This window comes from Methylobacterium adhaesivum, assembly GCF_022179065.1.
In the GTDB taxonomy this organism is placed as follows: Bacteria; Pseudomonadota; Alphaproteobacteria; order Rhizobiales; family Beijerinckiaceae; genus Methylobacterium; species Methylobacterium adhaesivum.
Genome location: NZ_BPQD01000009.1, coordinates 36,218 through 52,130 on the forward strand (window position 1 = coordinate 36,218; position 15,913 = coordinate 52,130).

At 69.0% G+C, this 15,913-nt stretch carries 13 protein-coding genes, 2 pseudogenes and 1 riboswitch; of the genes and pseudogenes, 7 read left to right on the plus strand and 8 right to left on the minus strand.

The window, feature by feature from the left end; genetic code table 11:
• Positions 1-35 precede the first annotated feature (35 nt).
• Both aroC and ribB read left to right on the plus strand, forming a co-directional pair.
• On the plus strand, positions 36-1,139 hold the full coding sequence (aroC, locus tag MFF01_RS10465; protein ID WP_238224935.1) for a chorismate synthase: 1,104 nt from the start codon (positions 36-38) through the stop codon (positions 1,137-1,139).
• Positions 1,140-1,244: 105 nt separating this feature from the next.
• On the plus strand, positions 1,245-2,321 hold the full coding sequence (ribB, locus tag MFF01_RS10470) for a 3,4-dihydroxy-2-butanone-4-phosphate synthase (protein WP_238224937.1): 1,077 nt from the start codon (positions 1,245-1,247) through the stop codon (positions 2,319-2,321).
• Between the two features lie 52 nt (positions 2,322-2,373).
• Here the strand turns inward: ribB and MFF01_RS10475 are convergent, their stop codons facing one another.
• Complete coding sequence (locus MFF01_RS10475) at positions 2,374-3,303, minus strand: histone deacetylase family protein (RefSeq protein ID WP_238224938.1); 930 nt, start codon at positions 3,301-3,303, stop codon at positions 2,374-2,376.
• A gap of 192 nt (positions 3,304-3,495) precedes the next feature.
• Here MFF01_RS10475 and MFF01_RS10480 point away from each other — a divergent pair, with 192 nt between their 5' ends.
• From MFF01_RS10480 to MFF01_RS10500, 5 genes and pseudogenes are all read left to right on the plus strand, one after another.
• Entirely contained in the window at positions 3,496-4,128 is a 633-nt protein-coding gene (locus MFF01_RS10480; protein WP_238224940.1) for a L,D-transpeptidase, read from the plus strand.
• 207 nt (positions 4,129-4,335) lie between these two features.
• Positions 4,336-4,780 (plus strand): annotated as a pseudogene (locus MFF01_RS10485) (transposase); the annotation flags it as partial.
• Between the two features lie 405 nt (positions 4,781-5,185).
• Positions 5,186-5,384: riboswitch (cobalamin riboswitch) on the plus strand.
• A 106-nt stretch (positions 5,385-5,490) separates the two neighbouring features.
• Positions 5,491-7,641, plus strand: coding sequence for a TonB-dependent receptor (locus tag MFF01_RS10490; RefSeq protein WP_373319723.1), 2,151 nt, complete (start codon positions 5,491-5,493; stop codon positions 7,639-7,641).
• A gap of 355 nt (positions 7,642-7,996) precedes the next feature.
• On the plus strand, positions 7,997-8,410 hold the full coding sequence (locus tag MFF01_RS10495; RefSeq protein WP_238224957.1) for a YeeE/YedE family protein: 414 nt from the start codon (positions 7,997-7,999) through the stop codon (positions 8,408-8,410).
• The gene (locus MFF01_RS10500; RefSeq protein WP_238224959.1) at positions 8,407-8,850 is read left to right on the plus strand and encodes a YeeE/YedE family protein; all 444 of its coding nucleotides are present in this window, start codon (positions 8,407-8,409) and stop codon (positions 8,848-8,850) included. Before MFF01_RS10495 ends, MFF01_RS10500 begins: the two co-directional genes overlap by 4 nt.
• Before the next feature lie 3 nt (positions 8,851-8,853).
• Here MFF01_RS10500 and MFF01_RS10505 read toward each other — a convergent pair whose 3' ends face one another.
• The 7 genes and pseudogenes from MFF01_RS10505 to MFF01_RS10535 form a co-directional block, all read right to left on the minus strand.
• Complete coding sequence (locus tag MFF01_RS10505; protein ID WP_238224964.1) at positions 8,854-9,897, minus strand: LLM class flavin-dependent oxidoreductase; 1,044 nt, start codon at positions 9,895-9,897, stop codon at positions 8,854-8,856.
• A gap of 5 nt (positions 9,898-9,902) precedes the next feature.
• Positions 9,903-10,892, minus strand: coding sequence for an ABC transporter substrate-binding protein (locus tag MFF01_RS10510; RefSeq protein WP_238224967.1), 990 nt, complete (start codon positions 10,890-10,892; stop codon positions 9,903-9,905).
• Positions 10,893-11,172: 280 nt separating this feature from the next.
• Positions 11,173-11,928 carry an ABC transporter ATP-binding protein gene (locus tag MFF01_RS10515; RefSeq protein WP_238224969.1) on the minus strand — a complete coding sequence of 252 codons (756 nt, stop codon included), beginning with the start codon at positions 11,926-11,928 and terminating at the stop codon, positions 11,173-11,175.
• A gap of 22 nt (positions 11,929-11,950) precedes the next feature.
• Positions 11,951-12,808: an ABC transporter permease gene (locus MFF01_RS10520; RefSeq protein ID WP_238224971.1), complete on the minus strand. Its 858-nt coding sequence runs from the start codon at positions 12,806-12,808 to the stop codon at positions 11,951-11,953.
• On the minus strand, positions 12,805-13,809 hold the full coding sequence (locus MFF01_RS10525; RefSeq protein WP_238224974.1) for an aliphatic sulfonate ABC transporter substrate-binding protein: 1,005 nt from the start codon (positions 13,807-13,809) through the stop codon (positions 12,805-12,807). The genes MFF01_RS10520 and MFF01_RS10525 overlap by 4 nt, the downstream gene beginning before the upstream one ends.
• A gap of 100 nt (positions 13,810-13,909) precedes the next feature.
• Positions 13,910-15,127, minus strand: coding sequence for an acyl-CoA dehydrogenase family protein (locus tag MFF01_RS10530; protein ID WP_238224976.1), 1,218 nt, complete (start codon positions 15,125-15,127; stop codon positions 13,910-13,912).
• Positions 15,128-15,527: 400 nt separating this feature from the next.
• A pseudogene (locus tag MFF01_RS10535) lies at positions 15,528-15,835 on the minus strand (ATP-binding cassette domain-containing protein); the annotation flags it as partial.
• Positions 15,836-15,913 lie beyond the last annotated feature (78 nt).

Sequence of the window (15,913 nt, forward strand, 5' to 3'; positions counted from 1 at the left end):
TGACTCGCGAAAACCCGCGTTAGAGCGAGGGCACCATGTCCCACAACACCTTCGGCCATCTCTTCCGCGTCACCACCTTCGGCGAGAGCCACGGGGTCGCCCTCGGCTGCGTCGTCGATGGGTGCCCCCCGGGAATTCCCATCGCGGCAGCCGACATCCAGGCGGAACTGGACCGGCGGAAACCCGGCCAGTCGCGGTTCACCACCCAGCGGCGCGAGCCGGATCAGGTCCGCATCCTCTCGGGCGTGTTCTCGGACGACCGCACGGAGGGGCGCCAGCTCACCACCGGCACACCCATCGCCCTCGAGATCGAGAACACCGACCAGCGCTCGAAGGACTATTCCGAGATCCGCGACAGTTACCGCCCGGGTCACGCCGACTACGCCTACGACGCCAAGTACGGCATCCGGGACTATCGCGGCGGCGGGCGCTCCTCGGCGCGCGAGACCGCCGCGCGGGTGGCGGCCGGCGCCATCGCCCGCCGGATCCTGCCGGAGGGCGTCACCATCCGGGCCGCCCTGGTGCAGATGGGGCCGCACGCCGTCGATCGCGCCCGGTGGGATTGGAATGAGGTCGCCAACAACCCGTTCTTCTGCCCCGACGCCGCGATGGCCGCCTTCTACGAGACCTATCTCGACGGCATCCGAAAAGACGGCTCGTCCATCGGCGCGGTGATCGAGGTGGTGGCCGAGGGCGTGCCGCCGGGCCTCGGCGCCCCGATCTACGGCAAGCTCGACGCGGATCTGGCCGCCGCGATGATGTCGATTAATGCGGTGAAGGGCGTCGAGATCGGCGACGGCTTCGCCTCGGCGGCCCTGCGCGGCGAGGACAATGCCGACGAGATGCGTTCGGGCAATGCGGGCGCGCCCACCTTCCTGGCGAACCACGCGGGCGGCGTGCTGGGAGGCATCTCCACCGGCCAACCCGTGATCTGCCGCTTCGCGGTCAAGCCGACCTCGTCGATCCTGACTCCGCGCATGAGCGTGACCCAAGACAACCGCGACGTCGATCTCGTCACCAAGGGCCGCCACGACCCCTGCGTCGGCATCCGCGCCGTGCCGGTGGCCGAGGCCATGATGGCATGCGTGCTCGCGGATCACTATCTGCGCCACCGGGGGCAGGTGGGCGAACGGAGATAAAGCATCGTCCCGAAAGGCGGTTTCCGGCTTTCGGGCAAAGATGATGCAAAACAATCGGTCTCCGCACCGCCCGCCATCCGCTCCGCAAGGCTTGAGAGAATTCCCGTGCCCCACACCCATGTGATCCAGGCCATCGAAGCCTATGCCCGCGGCGAGATCGTCGTCGTCACCGACGACGACGATCGCGAGAACGAGGGCGATCTCGTCGTCGCGGCGTCCCTCTGCACGCCGGAGAAGATGGCGTTCATCATCCGCAACACCTGCGGCATCGTCTGCGCGCCCGTCACCCGGGCCGAAGCCCGGCGCCTGCGCCTAGACCCCATGGTGGCCGCCAACGACGCGCCGCTCGGCACCGCCTTCACCGTGACGGTGGACGTCAAGCACGGCCTCACCACCGGCATCTCGGCGGAGCAGCGCTGCAACACCGTGCGGGCGCTCGCCAACGGCAACATGGGGGAGACGGACTTCGTCCGTCCGGGCCACGTCTTTCCCCTCATCGCCAAGGACGGCGGCGTGCTCATGCGCTCGGGCCACACGGAGGCCGCCGTCGACCTGTGCAAGCTCGCCGGCTTGCCCCCCGTGGGCGTGATCTGCGAACTCGCCAACGACGACGGCACGGTGATGAAGGGGCCGCAGATCACCGCCTTCGCCGAGCAGCACAACCTCAAGCGCGTCTCGGTCGCCGATCTCATCGCCTTTCGCCAGTCGCGCGAAAAGCTCGTGGAGCGTGTCGGGACCTTCCCGGTTCAGGCCGAGACGGGGGCGATGACGGGCTACGCCTACACGACGCCGTTCGAAACCGTGCAGCAATTCGCCTTCGTGCACGGCGACATCGGCGACGGACGGAACGTGCTGGTGCGCCTGCACCGCTCCAACGTGGTCGCCGACGTCATCGAGGGCGGAAAGCAGATCGAGGCGGTGATGCGCCGCTTCGCCCGCGAGGGGCGCGGCATCCTCGTCTACCTCCGCGACGGGACGGCGGGCGTGCCTCTCCAGTCCTACGCCGAGGAGGGTGCGGAGGCCCAGCGGGTGCAGGCCTGGCGCGAGGTCGGCCTCGGCGCCCAGATCCTGCGCGACCTCGGCGTGGTCTCGATCCGCAACCTCGCGACCTCGTCGCGAGCCTATGTCGGCCTGTCGGGCTTCGGGATCGAGTTTTTGGGAGATGAGCGGCTGGAGGGCTAGGATAGGCGCGAGGCTGCCCGGCAGCCTCGCGTATCGCCGCCTCTTCGGGCGTTCACCGCCCCATCAACGCGTCCATGTGGGCGGACACGGACAATCCCAGCCCCTTGAGACTGTAGCCCCCCTCCAGCACCGAAACGACGCGCCCGCCCGCGTGCTTCTCGGCCACCTCCATCACGCGGCGCGTGGCCCAGCCGAAATCAGCTTCGTCGAGCTGGATATGGGCCAGGGGATCGAGGCGATGGGCGTCGAAGCCTGCCGAGATCACGATGAGGTCGGGCGCGAAGGCCTCGAGCCGGCGCAGGATACCGGCCTCGAACACCTCGCGGAACCGCTCGCTGCCGTCGCCGGCCCGCAGGGGGACGTTGACGATGGTGTCGTGGTTGCCGCGCTCCGACGCCGCCCCCGTACCGGGATAGAGCGGCATCTCGTGGGTCGAGGCGTAGAGCACGCTCGCGTCGTCCCAGAAGATGTCCTGAGAGCCGTTGCCGTGATGGACGTCCCAATCGACCAGGGCGACGCGGGTGGCCCCGTGGGTCTCCCGGGCGTGGCGGGCCGCGATGGCGGCGTGGTTGAACACGCAGAAGCCCATGGCCTGCATGCGCTCAGCGTGGTGTCCCGGCGGCCGCATGGCCACGAAGGCGTTGCGGCACTCGCCCTTCATCACCGCATCGACGGCATGGACCGCGCCGCCGACGCCGCGCAGGGCCGCCTCGATGGTTCCCGGTGACAGGAGCGTATCCCCGTCGATCTGGACGAACCCCTCGCGCGGCGCCGCCTCAATGAGGGCCTGCACGTAGGGCACCGGATGGACCAGGGTCGCGACAGAGGGGTCGGCGAGGGGGGCTAGCCCGCGCACCAGGCCCGCAAACCGCTCGTCCTCCAGAACCCGCTCCACGGCCCGGATCCGGTCGGGACATTCGGGATGGCCCGCCGGCATGGCGTGGTCGAGGGCGGACGGATGGCTCACGTACAGCGTCGTCATCGCAGTCCTCCCAAATCGATGCTCGTCCTTATCGTTGCGTCGAGACAACAGACGATGCAAATGCGCCACGCCGTGGCACGATACACTACGCCGGGATGCGCGCTCGGGTTAGGTTACGCAAGACCTCGGCAACCAACTTTGCCTTCAAACCGCGCGTCGGCTTCGACGCGGCGATCCCCATAGGCCCGTCCCATGCGCGTCCTGCTTCTCGCCGCCCTCGCGGGGGCGCTGCCCCTCGCCGCCTGCAACACGCAGACGGCGAGCGTGACGCCCCCGGCCGTGACGCAGACGGCCCTCGCGGCGCCCGCGCCCCTCACGGGCGAGGCCCGCGATAAGGCGTGGATGAAGCTCGCGCCGGACGCCGTCGTCGATCCCAAGATCGCCCGCGCCACGGTCGACTATCCGACCCGCGAGGCCCCCGGCACCGTCATCGTGGTCACCAAGGAGCGCCGGCTGTACTTCGTGCTGCCCGACGGCAAGGCCGTGCGCTATCCCGTCGCCGTCGGCCATGCCGGCATGGCCTGGGCCGGCACGGCGGAAGTCGATCGCAAGGGTGAATGGCCGGACTGGAATCCGCCGCCCGAGATGCTGGCGCGTCGGCCGGACCTGCCGAAGCGCCTCGAAGGCGGTCCAACAAGCCCTATCGGAGCGCGCGCCCTCTACCTCGCGGAAGGCAAGAAGGACACACTGTTCCGGATCCACGGGACCAACGAGCCGGAGAAGATCGGCCAGGCGGTGTCCTCCGGCTGCATCCGCATGCTCAATGCCGACGTGATCGACCTCTACGACCGCGTTCCCATCGGATCCAAGGTCGTGGTGCGCTGAGCTGTGCGAGCGCAGGAAGTTTGTTGGCGGGAGAGAGTGGTGTGTCGGCGCGATATCGAGACGTTTCTCGGCGGATGCTCCACGACGCCCCCGCCCGAGACCGAGGATGCCCCCCCCAGTCCGCGATCCGATCGGGTTGGATCGTCTGGGGTTTCGACGGGGACGGCGATGTGATTCGATCCGCAGCTTTCTGATTCGGAGGGCAGAATGCCATCTGCTCTGCCCGTCGATCTGCGTGAACGCGTCGTCACGGCCATCGACGCGGGAGCCTCGCGTCGGGAACCCGCGCGGCCCTTCGCGGTCGGCCGAGCCGATGCGCGGCGCTCAACACTCGTACGCCATCGAAGCGCAGCCCGGGCTGTTCCGGCACAGATTGCGTGCCCGGCTGGCGGGACGTGGCCTGCGGGTCGGGGTGAGCAACCTGTCCCGCTTCTTCAAGCGCCACGGTATCACGCGCTAAAACACCGGCCACGCGGGCGAGCAGCATCGGGAAGATGTGAAGGCGGTTCGGCGGGCTTCTTTCGTGGGGCAGCTCGACATCGATCCAGACCGACTTGAGTTCCTCGGCGAGACGGCAGCCGCGTTGAAGATGGCGCGGTGTTACGGGCGAGCGCCGTGCGGCGAACGTTGCCGCTTGGCGGTACCGTTCGGACCACTGCTTCAGCTACATTGAGACCTTTTACAATCCGCTGCTCCGCCACTCGGCGCTCGGCTACCGATCGCCCGTCGTCCACGAGCAGACGACCGGGTCAGAACTGCTAACAAGCATCTACCCAGGCAGATCCTCTGATCGTCCGCACGAGTGGGGCGATCCCAGAACACCAGAAGCCCCGTCCGGCCGTACTCCTGCTTGCGCTCCCGGCCGCCTGCGCCTCCCACCTCCCGGATCTGGCTTTCCGGCTACTCATGGCCGCCACCCTGCAATAGCGTCTCTCTTGGCTTGGTCCGAAAGATCGGTCAGGTCACCGAGCGAGCAGGCCCGAGGCCGAACTTGTCACCTTCCAAGCACACACGTCCGGAAAGTCTTGAACCCGCATTGACGCTGTGTCACCCGATGAGGCTCCTTGTGCCTGACGGTTCCTCCCCGGAGGATCAAAAGGGAACGCGGTGAGGGCTCCTGCCCGAGGCCGTGGCTGCCCCCGCAACTGTAAGCGGCGAGCCCATCATCAACACGTCACTGGGTCTTCGGGCCTGGGAAGACGATGAGAGGGCGGTGACCCGCGAGCCAGGAGACCTGCCGTCAGTCGTGGTCACACGCGAAACGCATCGGGCGGGGTGTCCTGGTGGGTGTCGGGGCGTTCGCGTGTCGCGGGCGCACCGGCGTTTTCGCGGTGACGTGCCACAGACGTCGCCCGAGGTCCTATGTCGCCCGTTCGTTCACGGCCAGCCTACCGAACCCTTGTGCTCGCATCCTGCGCCAGCCTCGTGCCCTACGGCGCTCAGGTTCAACGAGCCTCTTCTCAGCCAACAGAAGCCGATCTCGCCGAACTCTCGGTGACGGCGGAGGCGCCAGCCGCCAATGCGACAGGCCCTACGGCGAACGCCGGGTACGTCGGCGGTGTCACCGGCATCGGCGGCAGCCTGCGGAACGTCGATGCGGCGAGCGCCGGGATCATCTCCGGCGCGGCCCTGAACAGCCGGCCGATCACCCGGCCCGGCGAGGTGCTGGAGAGCGTGCCGGGCCTCATCGTCACCCAACATTCTGGGGAGGGGAAGGCCAACCAGTTCTTCCTGCGCGGCTTCAACCTCGACCACGGCACCGACATTGCCATCTCGGTGGACGGCATGCCGGTGAACATGCGGACCCATGCCCATGGACAGGGCTACGCCGACCTGAACTTCCTCATCCCCGAACTCGGCGGCGCCGTTGAGTTTCACAAGGGGCCTTACTTCGTCCGCGACGGCGACTTCGCCTCGGCCGGCTCGGTGCGGATCGACTATCTCGACAAGACCGACCGGAATCTGGCGCTGGTCTCGTTCGGCTCATTCGGCTTCAAGCGGGCCTTGACCATCGCCTCCGCGCCCCTCGGCCAAGGTATTCTTCTCGTGGCCGGCGAGGCTCAGACCTATGACGGTCCCTGGGACGTGCCGGATCGGTTGGCCAAGCTCAACGGGGTCGTCCGCTACAGCCAGGGCACGGCGCTCGACGGGTTCTCGCTCACCGGCATGGCCTATTGGGCGAAGTGGAACGCCACCAATCAGATCCCCGAACGCGCGGTCTCCGAAGGCATCATCGGGCGCTTCGGCACCCTGAACCCGACCGATGGCGGCGATACCGGCCGCTTCTCGCTGTCCGGACGTTGGAGCCAGACCAGCGAGACTGGGATCACGCGGGCGAACGCCTACGTCATCCGCTACGGGATGAACCTGTTCAACGACTTCACCTACTTCCTCAACGATCCCATTAGCGGCGATCAGTTCCGTCAGCGTGACAGCCGGGTGCTCGGAGGCGGCGAGGTCGGCCATACTTTCCAGGGCGACCTGTTCGGGATGCCGATGGAGAACGAGATCGGCGTCCAGACCCGCACGGACTCGATCCGGGTGGGCCTGTTCAACACCACGAACCGGCAATACCGCTCGACCGTTCTCGACGACCGGGTGCTGGAGGCGAGCGGGGCGTTCTACTACGAGAACCGGCTACGCTGGACCGACTGGCTTCGCACCAGCATCGGCTTCCGGGCGGATACCTATTACGCCGATGTCGTGTCCGATACGGCGGCAAACTCCGGCAAGGCGCGCGACAGCATCGTCAACCCGAAGCTCGGCCTCGTGCTGGGTCCCTGGTTCGATACCGAGTTATTCGTCAACTACGGCGGCGGCTTCCACTCGAACGATGCCCGCGGCGTCACCGCCACCGTCGACCCGACGAGCCCGCTGTTCAACATCTCCCGGTCACCCTTCCTCGTGCCTTCGACCGGCTCGGAGATCGGCCTGCGCAACCGCAGCCTCAGTGGCCTTGAGACGGCAGTGACGCTGTTCCAGCTCGATTTCGCCTCCGAGAACCTGTTCCAGGGCGACAGCGGTACAACCGAGCCGAGCCGTCCCACGCGGCGCTTCGGCGTCGAGTGGACCAACCGCTACGCAGTGACGCCCTGGCTCTCCCTGGAGGGGGACCTGACGATGACCAACGCTCGGTTCGCGGACCGCGACCCTGCCGGCAACCGGGTCCCCGAGGCCCCGACCACCATCGCCTCGGCTGGGTTCACCTTCGGCGAGGGCCTGGGCTGGTTCGGTTCGATGCGCTTTCGCTACTTCGGGCCACGACCCCTGATCGAGGACAACTCCGTCCGCTCCAAGCCGACCGCGCTGCTGAACGGCCGAGTCGGCTATCAATTCGAGAACGGGATCAGCCTGTCCCTCGATGTCCTCAACATGACCAACGCCAGGGCCGACCAGATCACCTACTTTTACACCTCGCGTCTGCCCGGCGAGGCGGCGGAGGGCGTCGCCGACCGGCACTTCCATCCGGTCGAGCCGACAGCGGTAAGGCTGACCCTAGCGGGTCGATTCTAGGACTTCCGAGTGTCCGATGCCGGGGAGGACGCAGATGGGGTGCCGCGCGCCCGGTTGGGTCGGATGCGAAACGCCTGGTTTCAAAAACAGTTCGGAAGGTCAGCGGGCCAACGTGAGGTGGAGGCGCCCTCAGAGGACGGCTGCACAGTGCCTGCCGGCATACGCGCGAACACCCATCCCGTCGCGACCTGTCCGTATCGACAACGTGTTCGGTCGCACCAGGTTCTCGCAGGGCCTCGCCTGACGCTCGCGATCGCGGCGTTCGAACATCTCACGGTGCGGCGCTGGAACATGGCCCGGGGAGAGATGGCGCGCTTAGGGGGCGCCACGCCGTGATGGAGCAGGATCGATTCCCATGAACACTTATGCGTCCGGCCTCGCAGGCGGCGCGCTGATCGGCCTGTCAGTGGCGCTCCTGATGCTCCTCAATGGGCGCATCGCCGGGATCAGTGGGCTCGTGGCCGGCCTCGGCCGGGATCGCGGCCTCCGCCGGTGGGTCGATACCGCCTTCGTCGCCGGCCTGATCGCCGGCCCGGCGGTCTTCGCCCTCATCACCGGCGCTTGGCCGACGATGCGATTCGTCGCCGGGCTGCCGATACTCGTGGTTGCCGGCCTCCTCGTCGGGTTCGGCACCCGCCTCGGCTCGGGCTGCACCAGCGGCCACGGCGTTGCCGGCCTCGCCCGGCTCTCGCCGCGCTCGCTGGCGGCAGTCCTGACCTTCCTAGGGTCCGGCATGCTCACCGTCGCCCTGCTGCGGGCGCTGGTATGACCACCGCGCTTCGCCTCCTTGCCGCCCTTGCCGCTGGGCTGACCTTCGGGCTCGGCCTGTCGCTCTCGGGCATGCTCGACCCGGCCCGGGTCCAGGGCTTTCTCGACGTGACCGGCGCCTTCGACGGGCGAGAGGCATGGGACCCGACCCTCGCCTTCGTCCTCGGCGGGGCTGTGAGCGTCGCCGGCCTCGGCTACGCCCTGGCCCGGCGCCTGCCGCGCCCAGCCTTCGCGCCCGCCTTCGACCTGCCGACGAACCGCCGGATCGACCGGCCGCTGATCGGCGGCGCGGCCCTGTTCGGGATCGGCTGGGGCCTGTCGGGCCTCTGCCCCGGGCCAGCCGTGGCGGCGCTGTCGACGGGCGCGCTGCCCGTGGCGGTCTTCGTCGCCGCCATGCTGGTGGGTATGATGGCCCACCATCGGTTCGCCGCCCGCGCCTGAGCGTCAGCGCACCCGGGGCAGGACCTGCTCGGCGAAGCGCCGCATCTCGGCCTCGAACGGCTGGAACTGCAGCATGAACAGCTCGATTCCGGCGGCGTGGAAGGCACGGATACGGGCCGCCACGGTGTCGTAGCTGCCCACGAGGCCGGCGGCGGTGCCGCCGTTGGTCCCGACATGCCGGGAAGCCGCCGCGTCGGTCTTGGCGAACATCACGCTTGCCGCGTCGGTGCGCGCCCGGGTGTCGGCCCGCAACCCCGCGTCGCGGTCGGCCAGGGCCAGCAGGCGCGCGTGCTCGTCTTTCGCCGCCGCATCGGTCTCGCGGGCGATGACGAAAGCCGAAAGGCCGTAGCGCAGGGGCGCGTTGGCGGCTGGCCGTCCGGCGACGTCGGCGATCAGAGCCGCGACGTCGTCGAGGGGCTGGCCGTTGATGAACCAGACGTCGGCCTGCTCCGCCGCGAGGGCGCGGGCCGGCTCGGATTCGCCGCCGAGATAGATCGTCGGGCGTGGCCGGAAGCTGCCGGCCGGGCGCAGCTGGTAATCCGTCACCTGGAAATGCGGCCCGGTCTGGGTGACGCGCTCGCCCCGCATCAGCCGGTCGACGAGGCCGATCCACTCGGCGCCGTAGGCGTAGCGATCGTCATGGGCGGGGAACGGCAAACCGGCCCGCTCGAATTCGGCCCGGTTCCAGGCATTCACGAGATTGAGGGCGAAGCGTCCGCGCGCGATGTGCTCGATCTGCAGGGCCATCTTGGCCAGCACCACGGGGTGGTAGAGCCCGGGTTTGATCGCCGCGATGATCTCGATGCGCCGGGTCAGGGCGGCGAGCGCGGCGCAAGCCGTCCAGGCCTCGAGTTGGTCGCGTTCATCGTCGTAGGGATTGGCCGTGTGCTGGGCGACGAGCACGGCATCGAAGCCGAGGGCTTCGGCCTCCAGCACGAGGGCACGGTTACGGTCCCAACTGGCGTCGTCCGGCTCGTCCGGATCGTGGTGGGCGGCACGCGAGCCGTGGACAGCGGCCCAGATTCCGAAGCGGAGCGGGTGGGTCATGCGCTTCAGCCCCGCTCGGCCGGCGGTTGCCAGATCCGGACCGCCGTCGCGTCGATATCGCGCGGAATCAGCTTCGCCTCGCGGAAGGTGTCGGCGATGGCCTGCTGCTCGCCGAGCTCGGTCCGCACCACCGGGGTGACGTCGTAGGTCCGGCGCCGGTTCACCGTGGCGACGACCTCGGGGGCGAGGTCGCCCCAGATCGGCGCGAGGAGCGCCACCGCCGCATCGGGCTCCGCCTTGACCCAGCGGCCCGCTTCGCGGAGCGCGTCGTAGACGACCCCGACCACGCGCGGGTTCTCGGCCACGAAGCGGTCGTTGACGAGGTAGTAGCGGTGGTAGCTCGACAGGCCCGTGGCATCGGCCAGCACCCGCACCGGCCGCTTCGCCTGGGCGATGGCGAGGAACGGATCCCAGATTACCCAGGCATCGAGGCTGCCCTGGCCAAAGGTGGCGAGACCCTCCGGCGCCTGGAGATAGGCCGGCTTGATGTCGGAGAAGCCAAGGCCCGCCTTCTTCAGGGCAGCGGCTAGAATGAAGTGGCAACCCGACCCGCGCGAGACGCCGACCGTACGGCCCTTGAGGTCGGCGACGGTGCGGATCGGCGAGCCCTCGGGCACAATGATCGCCTCGGCCGAGGGGGCGCCGACTTCGCGGGCATAGAAGGTGAGGGGCGCATCGGCGGCTTGGGTGAAGATCGGCACCGCGTCGGCGACATCAGCGTGGAGATCGACGGCCCCGGCATTCATGGGCTCGATCACGCTGGTGAACAGGTGCCAGGAGGGCGCGAAACCCAGGGGCTTCAGGCGCTCGTCCAGGGTGCCCTTCGCCTTCAGAACCGTGAGCAGGGTCGAGGAGCGCTGGTAGCTCAGGCGAACGGTCCGCTCCACCGCCCGGGCCGTCCTCATCCCGAGGGGCGCCAGCGCGGCGGCGCCGAGACCGGCGCGCAGAATCGTCCGGCGCGAGGGCGCTGCCCCACGCGGCCTATCGTCGGTCATGGATCGTCTCCGAATGGATGTAGCGGGGTGGTTCGTCTCGTGCCGCGCACCTGACGGTCCGTGGACTTGATCGATGATCGCCGGTGAAGAGCCCGTGGGATCACGATCCTGTGTTGTAATTTACAAATTAACCCAAAGCTCTCGCAAGGAAATGGTTTTTCGATTTTGTGCGACTTACGGGTGATTCCTTCCTTCATCTTGCGATATCTCGGCGTGGGGGATGACTTCGCCCTCGGACCCATCCGACTCACCGCGAGGTTTGCCCGCCCGCGCGTCGGTCTCAGAGGGCCGGCGCAGGCCGCCGCGTCACCGTGGCAAGCGATTGGTCCAGCAGCGCACGAAGGGCGCCCGTCGTCCGGAGCTGGCCCGCGGCATCCCCGGACCGGGGCGCGTCGATGGCGATCGTCGCGTGGATGCAGCCCGGATGGGGACGCATGACGACGACACGGTCCGCGAGGGCGGCGGCCTCGGCGACGTCGTGGGTGACGAGGACGATGGTCGGCCGCGTCTCGGCCCAGAGGGTGAGGAGGTGGCGATGCAGGTCCTCGCGGGTGACGGCGTCGAGGGCGGAGAACGGCTCGTCGAGGAGGAGAACCTGGGGGTCGGCCACGAAGGCCCGGGCGATGGCGACGCGCTGCTGCTGGCCGCCGGAGAGTTCGCGCGGCCAGCGCCGCGCATGGTCGGTGAGGCCGACGCGGTCGAGGGCCCGTGCGACGCGGGTTCGGCGCTCGGCCGCCGGCCGATGCGCGAGGCCAAAGCCGACATTCTCGGCGATGCTGAGCCAGGGCAGCAGGCGCGGCTCCTGGAAGACCAGGCCGAGGCCGGAATGCGGGCCGTCGATGGTCGCGCCATCGAGCCGGATCAAGCCCGTCGTCACGGTATCGAGGCCGGCGACGAGGCGCAGGAGGGTGGTCTTGCCACAGCCCGAGCCGCCGACCACGGCGACGATCTCGCCCGGCGCGAGGGACAGGGTCAGGCCGGCGAGCGCCTGCGTCCCGTCCGCGTAGGTCTTCGAAAGGTCCTGGATCGTCAGCATGTGGTCGGTCCAGAAAGACACTCTAAAGGACGCCGCGGCTGACATCCTGCCAGCGCAGCAGCGGGCGGGTCGCCAGAACGAGGAGACCGTCGGCGAGCTTGCCCAGACCGGCAAACGCCAGGATGGCCGCCAGGATCTGGTCCGGCTTCCCGAATTGCTGACCGTCCACGAGGAGGTAGCCAAGCCCCTCCGAGGCGCCCATGAGTTCGGCCGCGACGACGAACAGGAAGCCGAGGCCGAGGCCGGTGCGGAGCGCTACGACGGTGCCAGGCAAGACAGCCGGCAGGAGGATCCGGCCGGCGAGCGCCGGGCGCGACAGGCGGAAGATGCGCCCGACTTCCACGAGCTTGCGATCCACCGATGCGATGGCGCCCGAGACTCCGATATAGACCGGGAAGAACACCCCGACGGCGATCAGCACCACCTTCGGCGTTTCGAGGATGCCGAGCCACAGGATGAAGAGCGGCACCCAGGCGAGGGACGGCACCGCCCGCAGGGCCTGCAGGCTGGGATCAAGGAGGTGGCGGCCGAGGGGCAGCGTGCCGGTCAGAGCCCCGACGAGGATGCCGGCTGTCGCACCGGATGCGAAGCCGAGGGCGACGCGCAGGAGCGTCGCCTGGACATGCAGCCCGAGATCACCGGATTGCGCCAGCGCCAGGAGCGTGCCGAGGACCCGGCTCGGCGGCGGTAGCAGCCGCCCCTGGGCGAGGCCGGACCGGATCGCGAGCTCCCAGCCCAGGGCGAGGGCGACGGGAATCAGGACACCGAGGACGAGGCGCCCACCCGCACGCCAGCCAGCCCGGCGCCAGGGCGCCGAACGGGGGGCCCTGCGGCTCCGCGCCTCGGAGACGAGGAGCGGCGGGGCGGTACCGACGCTCACCGTTCGGACCCGGCGGCGAAGCGGGGGTCGATTAGCCCGTCGACGGCCGCGGCCACATCGGTGTCCGCCGGGATCACCCCGGCCTGCTGCAGGGCGAGGCCCGCCGCCCGGATGCTGTCGGCCTGGGCGCGACCGATTTCGGGCCGGGTCAGGTCGGTTCGGGCGAGCTGGCGTGCGATCACGGGTTCCGGCAGCTTCGTCGCGGCGACGAGGGCGCGCGTCACGGCCTCCGGGTTGGCGATCGCGTAGGTGCGCGCCTGCTCGTAGGCGGCGATCACCGTGCGGACGAGGTCCGGATGCGCCTTGGCGAAATCCTCGCGCACGTCGAGGACGCCCCAGGTGTTGGCGGCCGGGTCCCGGAAGAACAGACGGGTGCCGCCCTCGATCTCGGAGGCCGCCATCATCGGGTCGAGGCCGGCCCAGGCATCGACGTCGCCGCGCTCCAGGGCGGTGCGACCGTCGGCGTGCTGGAGCAGGACGAGCTTGGCGTCCTTCTCGGTGAGCCCGGCGCCCTGCAGGGCGCGGATGAGGAAGATGTGCGGATCGGTGCCCCGCGTCACCGCGATCCGCTTGCCCTTGAGGTCCGCCGGCGTTCGGATGCCGCTGTCCTTGGCGGTTACGAGAGCCGTCCATTCGGGCTGAGAGTAGGCGTAGATCGCCTTGACGGGGTTGCCGTTGATGCGCGCCAGCAGGGCGGCCGCGCCGGCCGAGGAGCCGAAGTCGATGGCTCCGCCGTTGAGGAATTCCAGCGCCTTGTTCGATCCGAGCGACTGCGTCCACCGCACGGCGATACCACGCGCCTTCAGGGCGGATTCGAGGAAGCCCTTGTCCTTGAGGACGAGGCTCACCGGGTTGTAGGTCGCCCAGTCCAGGCGGACCTCCGTCACCTCGGCGGCCTCGCTCCGCCGGGCCGTGCCCAGCGGCAGGAGGACCGCGCAGGCGAGGGCGAGGAGGGCGCGGCGGGACGGGGACGCGAGGCGGCGCCGCAGGCGGATCGTCATGGGCTGGGTTCCTGGCTCGAGACTTAGCGTCAGACTTGGTGTGGGATTTGGCCGGGGGCGGAGCGACGGGTCGCAGTGCGAGCCGGTATCGTCTTCCGCGTCAGGCCGAGCCGACGCGGTACTCGCGGGGCGGAGCCGTGCCGTTGACCGCGAAGGCGCCGACGATGCGGTCGCGGTAGATCCGCGGATTGTGGGAGGCGATGGTGCGGGCGTTGCGCCAGTAACGGTCGAGGCCCAGGCCTTCCTTGACGGCCGAGGCGCCCAGCGCGTCGAACAGGCCGGTGGTGGCCTCGAGCACGAGGTTCGTCACCACCGTGACCGCCTGGTTGACCTCCACGTCGGCGAGCCGCGCCGGGCCCGTCGCGTCGACCCCGGCGCGGCGGGCCTCGAACACCCGCTGCAGCGCCTCGGCCGCCTTCAGCACGATGGCACCCGCCGCATATGCGTTGCCCCGGACACGGCCGACCACCGCCTGGATCTGCGGGTCGTCGCCGGTGCGCCCGGCATTGCCGTGGCTGTAGACGCGCCTGCGCTCGGCCACCAGCCGGGCAACATCCTCGGCCGCCGCCCGGCCGATGCCAGCCAGCGTGGCGAGATGCACGAGCTGGAAGAACGCCATGGCGTAGGGGAAGCGCACCGGGTCCGGCTTGATCCACTCGGGCTCGACCACGACCCCGGTGAAATGCGCGGTGCCGCTCGCGGTCAGCGCTTGCCCGAACCCGTCCCAGTCGTCGTCGATGACGACGCCCGGCGCCCGGGTCGAGACCGCTGCGACCACGGGCGCACCGTCCTCGTCCTGGGCCGAGAGGTGGATCCAATCGGCGAACAGCGAGCCGGTGGTGTAGAACTTTTTGCCGTCGACGACCCGCGCGGCCCCGCGCCGGCGGAGGATGGTGTCGAATTGGCCGACCTTGGCCTCGCCGGTTTCGGAGACACCGCTGCCGATGGTCTGGCCGGCGGCGATCCGCTCGGTCCAGCGCGCCCGCCATTCGGGGCAGCCCGAGCACAGCACGTCCTCGGTGAAGCCGAAATGGGCACGCAGCGCGTTGGTGACGTTGGAATCCCCCTGCGACAGCTCGATCAGCAGGTTGAACAGTTCGGGCAGGCTCGCCCCGTGCCCGCCCGCCGCCTCGGCCAGGCGCAGGGTGGTGAAGCCCGCCTCCTTGAGCCAGCCGATCTCGGCATGCGGCAGGCGACGCGTACCGTCCCGTGCCACGGCGGTGGCGCGGATTTCGGCGAAGACCGGGCGGAAGCGCGCGGCGAGGTCCTCGTAGCGATCACTCGGACCGGCACCCCAGCCCGCATCTGTTTGCGACATGATCGTGCAATCCCGGCTTGAGCTGGGTCCGCCCAAGCCTGAGCCGGCTGAGCATCTTTGGCAGCATGCTGCTGGAATCAGATATTATTGTTTGAAACTCAAGTCTTCGCCGAAGAAATTATGGTCGAGCGCATTTATTTGGAAGGACTATCCCTATGATCATACCTGTAAGAACGAACATTCCCCGGGAGAGGCGGTAAGTAAGAAATGTTTTCCCGACGTGCTTTAACCAAGACCCTGGTCTTCGCAACCTCCTGCATACCCACAAGCGCCCGCCCATGGGGGTAACAAGCGCTGCCGCAGATGTTCCCCCTCGAGTCACGTAACGATGGCAGGATAAGCGAGCGGCGTTGGAGATACCGGGTTCCGTTGGGCAGATGACGACCTTTGGTGCAGGCGGGCCGAGGATGCCGAGGATCTCGAGGCGCAGGTGTACGAGTTCGGGATCGTTGCAGTCGCGCAGATAGGACAGCCCGACCGTCATGTCGGCGCGGATCGCGGTCGGCCGGTCGGACAACAGGTTCGCCCATTCGGCCATGACCAGCGCCTCCTGCCAGAGCCACAGGTCTCGGCCTGCATCGCGAGCCGGGTCACCGCGTCGAGCTTGCTCAGGGGGGCGTCGAGGAAGAGGAGGCGCGGTTCGTTAACGAGTGCCCGGGCGAGGGCGGCGGGCCGGGCCATGCCGCCCGAGAGCTGGCGGGGATCGACGCCCCCCGGATCAGCCCCTGCCATCGCCCCCCGTGGCATCATCGTCTTCGACGGAAAGACGTCGGAGACGAGGGAGGG

Bases quoted from the DNA above. Each gene is read 5' to 3' on its own strand.
- MFF01_RS10505 (WP_238224964.1), bottom strand. From the start codon at position 9,897: ATGACCCACCCGCTCCGCTTCGGAATCTGGGCCGCTGTCCACGGCTCG.
- MFF01_RS10480 (WP_238224940.1), top strand. From the start codon at position 3,496: ATGCGCGTCCTGCTTCTCGCCGCCCTCGCGGGGGCGCTGCCCCTCGCC.
- MFF01_RS10510 (WP_238224967.1), bottom strand. From the start codon at position 10,892: ATGACCGACGATAGGCCGCGTGGGGCAGCGCCCTCGCGCCGGACGATT.
- MFF01_RS10515 (WP_238224969.1), bottom strand. From the start codon at position 11,928: ATGCTGACGATCCAGGACCTTTCGAAGACCTACGCGGACGGGACGCAG.
- MFF01_RS10490 (WP_373319723.1), top strand. From the start codon at position 5,491: ATGTCGCCCGTTCGTTCACGGCCAGCCTACCGAACCCTTGTGCTCGCA.
- MFF01_RS10530 (WP_238224976.1), bottom strand. From the start codon at position 15,127: ATGTCGCAAACAGATGCGGGCTGGGGTGCCGGTCCGAGTGATCGCTAC.
- MFF01_RS10525 (WP_238224974.1), bottom strand. From the start codon at position 13,809: ATGACGATCCGCCTGCGGCGCCGCCTCGCGTCCCCGTCCCGCCGCGCC.
- MFF01_RS10475 (WP_238224938.1), bottom strand. From the start codon at position 3,303: ATGACGACGCTGTACGTGAGCCATCCGTCCGCCCTCGACCACGCCATG.
- MFF01_RS10500 (WP_238224959.1), top strand. From the start codon at position 8,407: ATGACCACCGCGCTTCGCCTCCTTGCCGCCCTTGCCGCTGGGCTGACC.
- MFF01_RS10495 (WP_238224957.1), top strand. From the start codon at position 7,997: ATGAACACTTATGCGTCCGGCCTCGCAGGCGGCGCGCTGATCGGCCTG.
- aroC (WP_238224935.1), top strand. From the start codon at position 36: ATGTCCCACAACACCTTCGGCCATCTCTTCCGCGTCACCACCTTCGGC.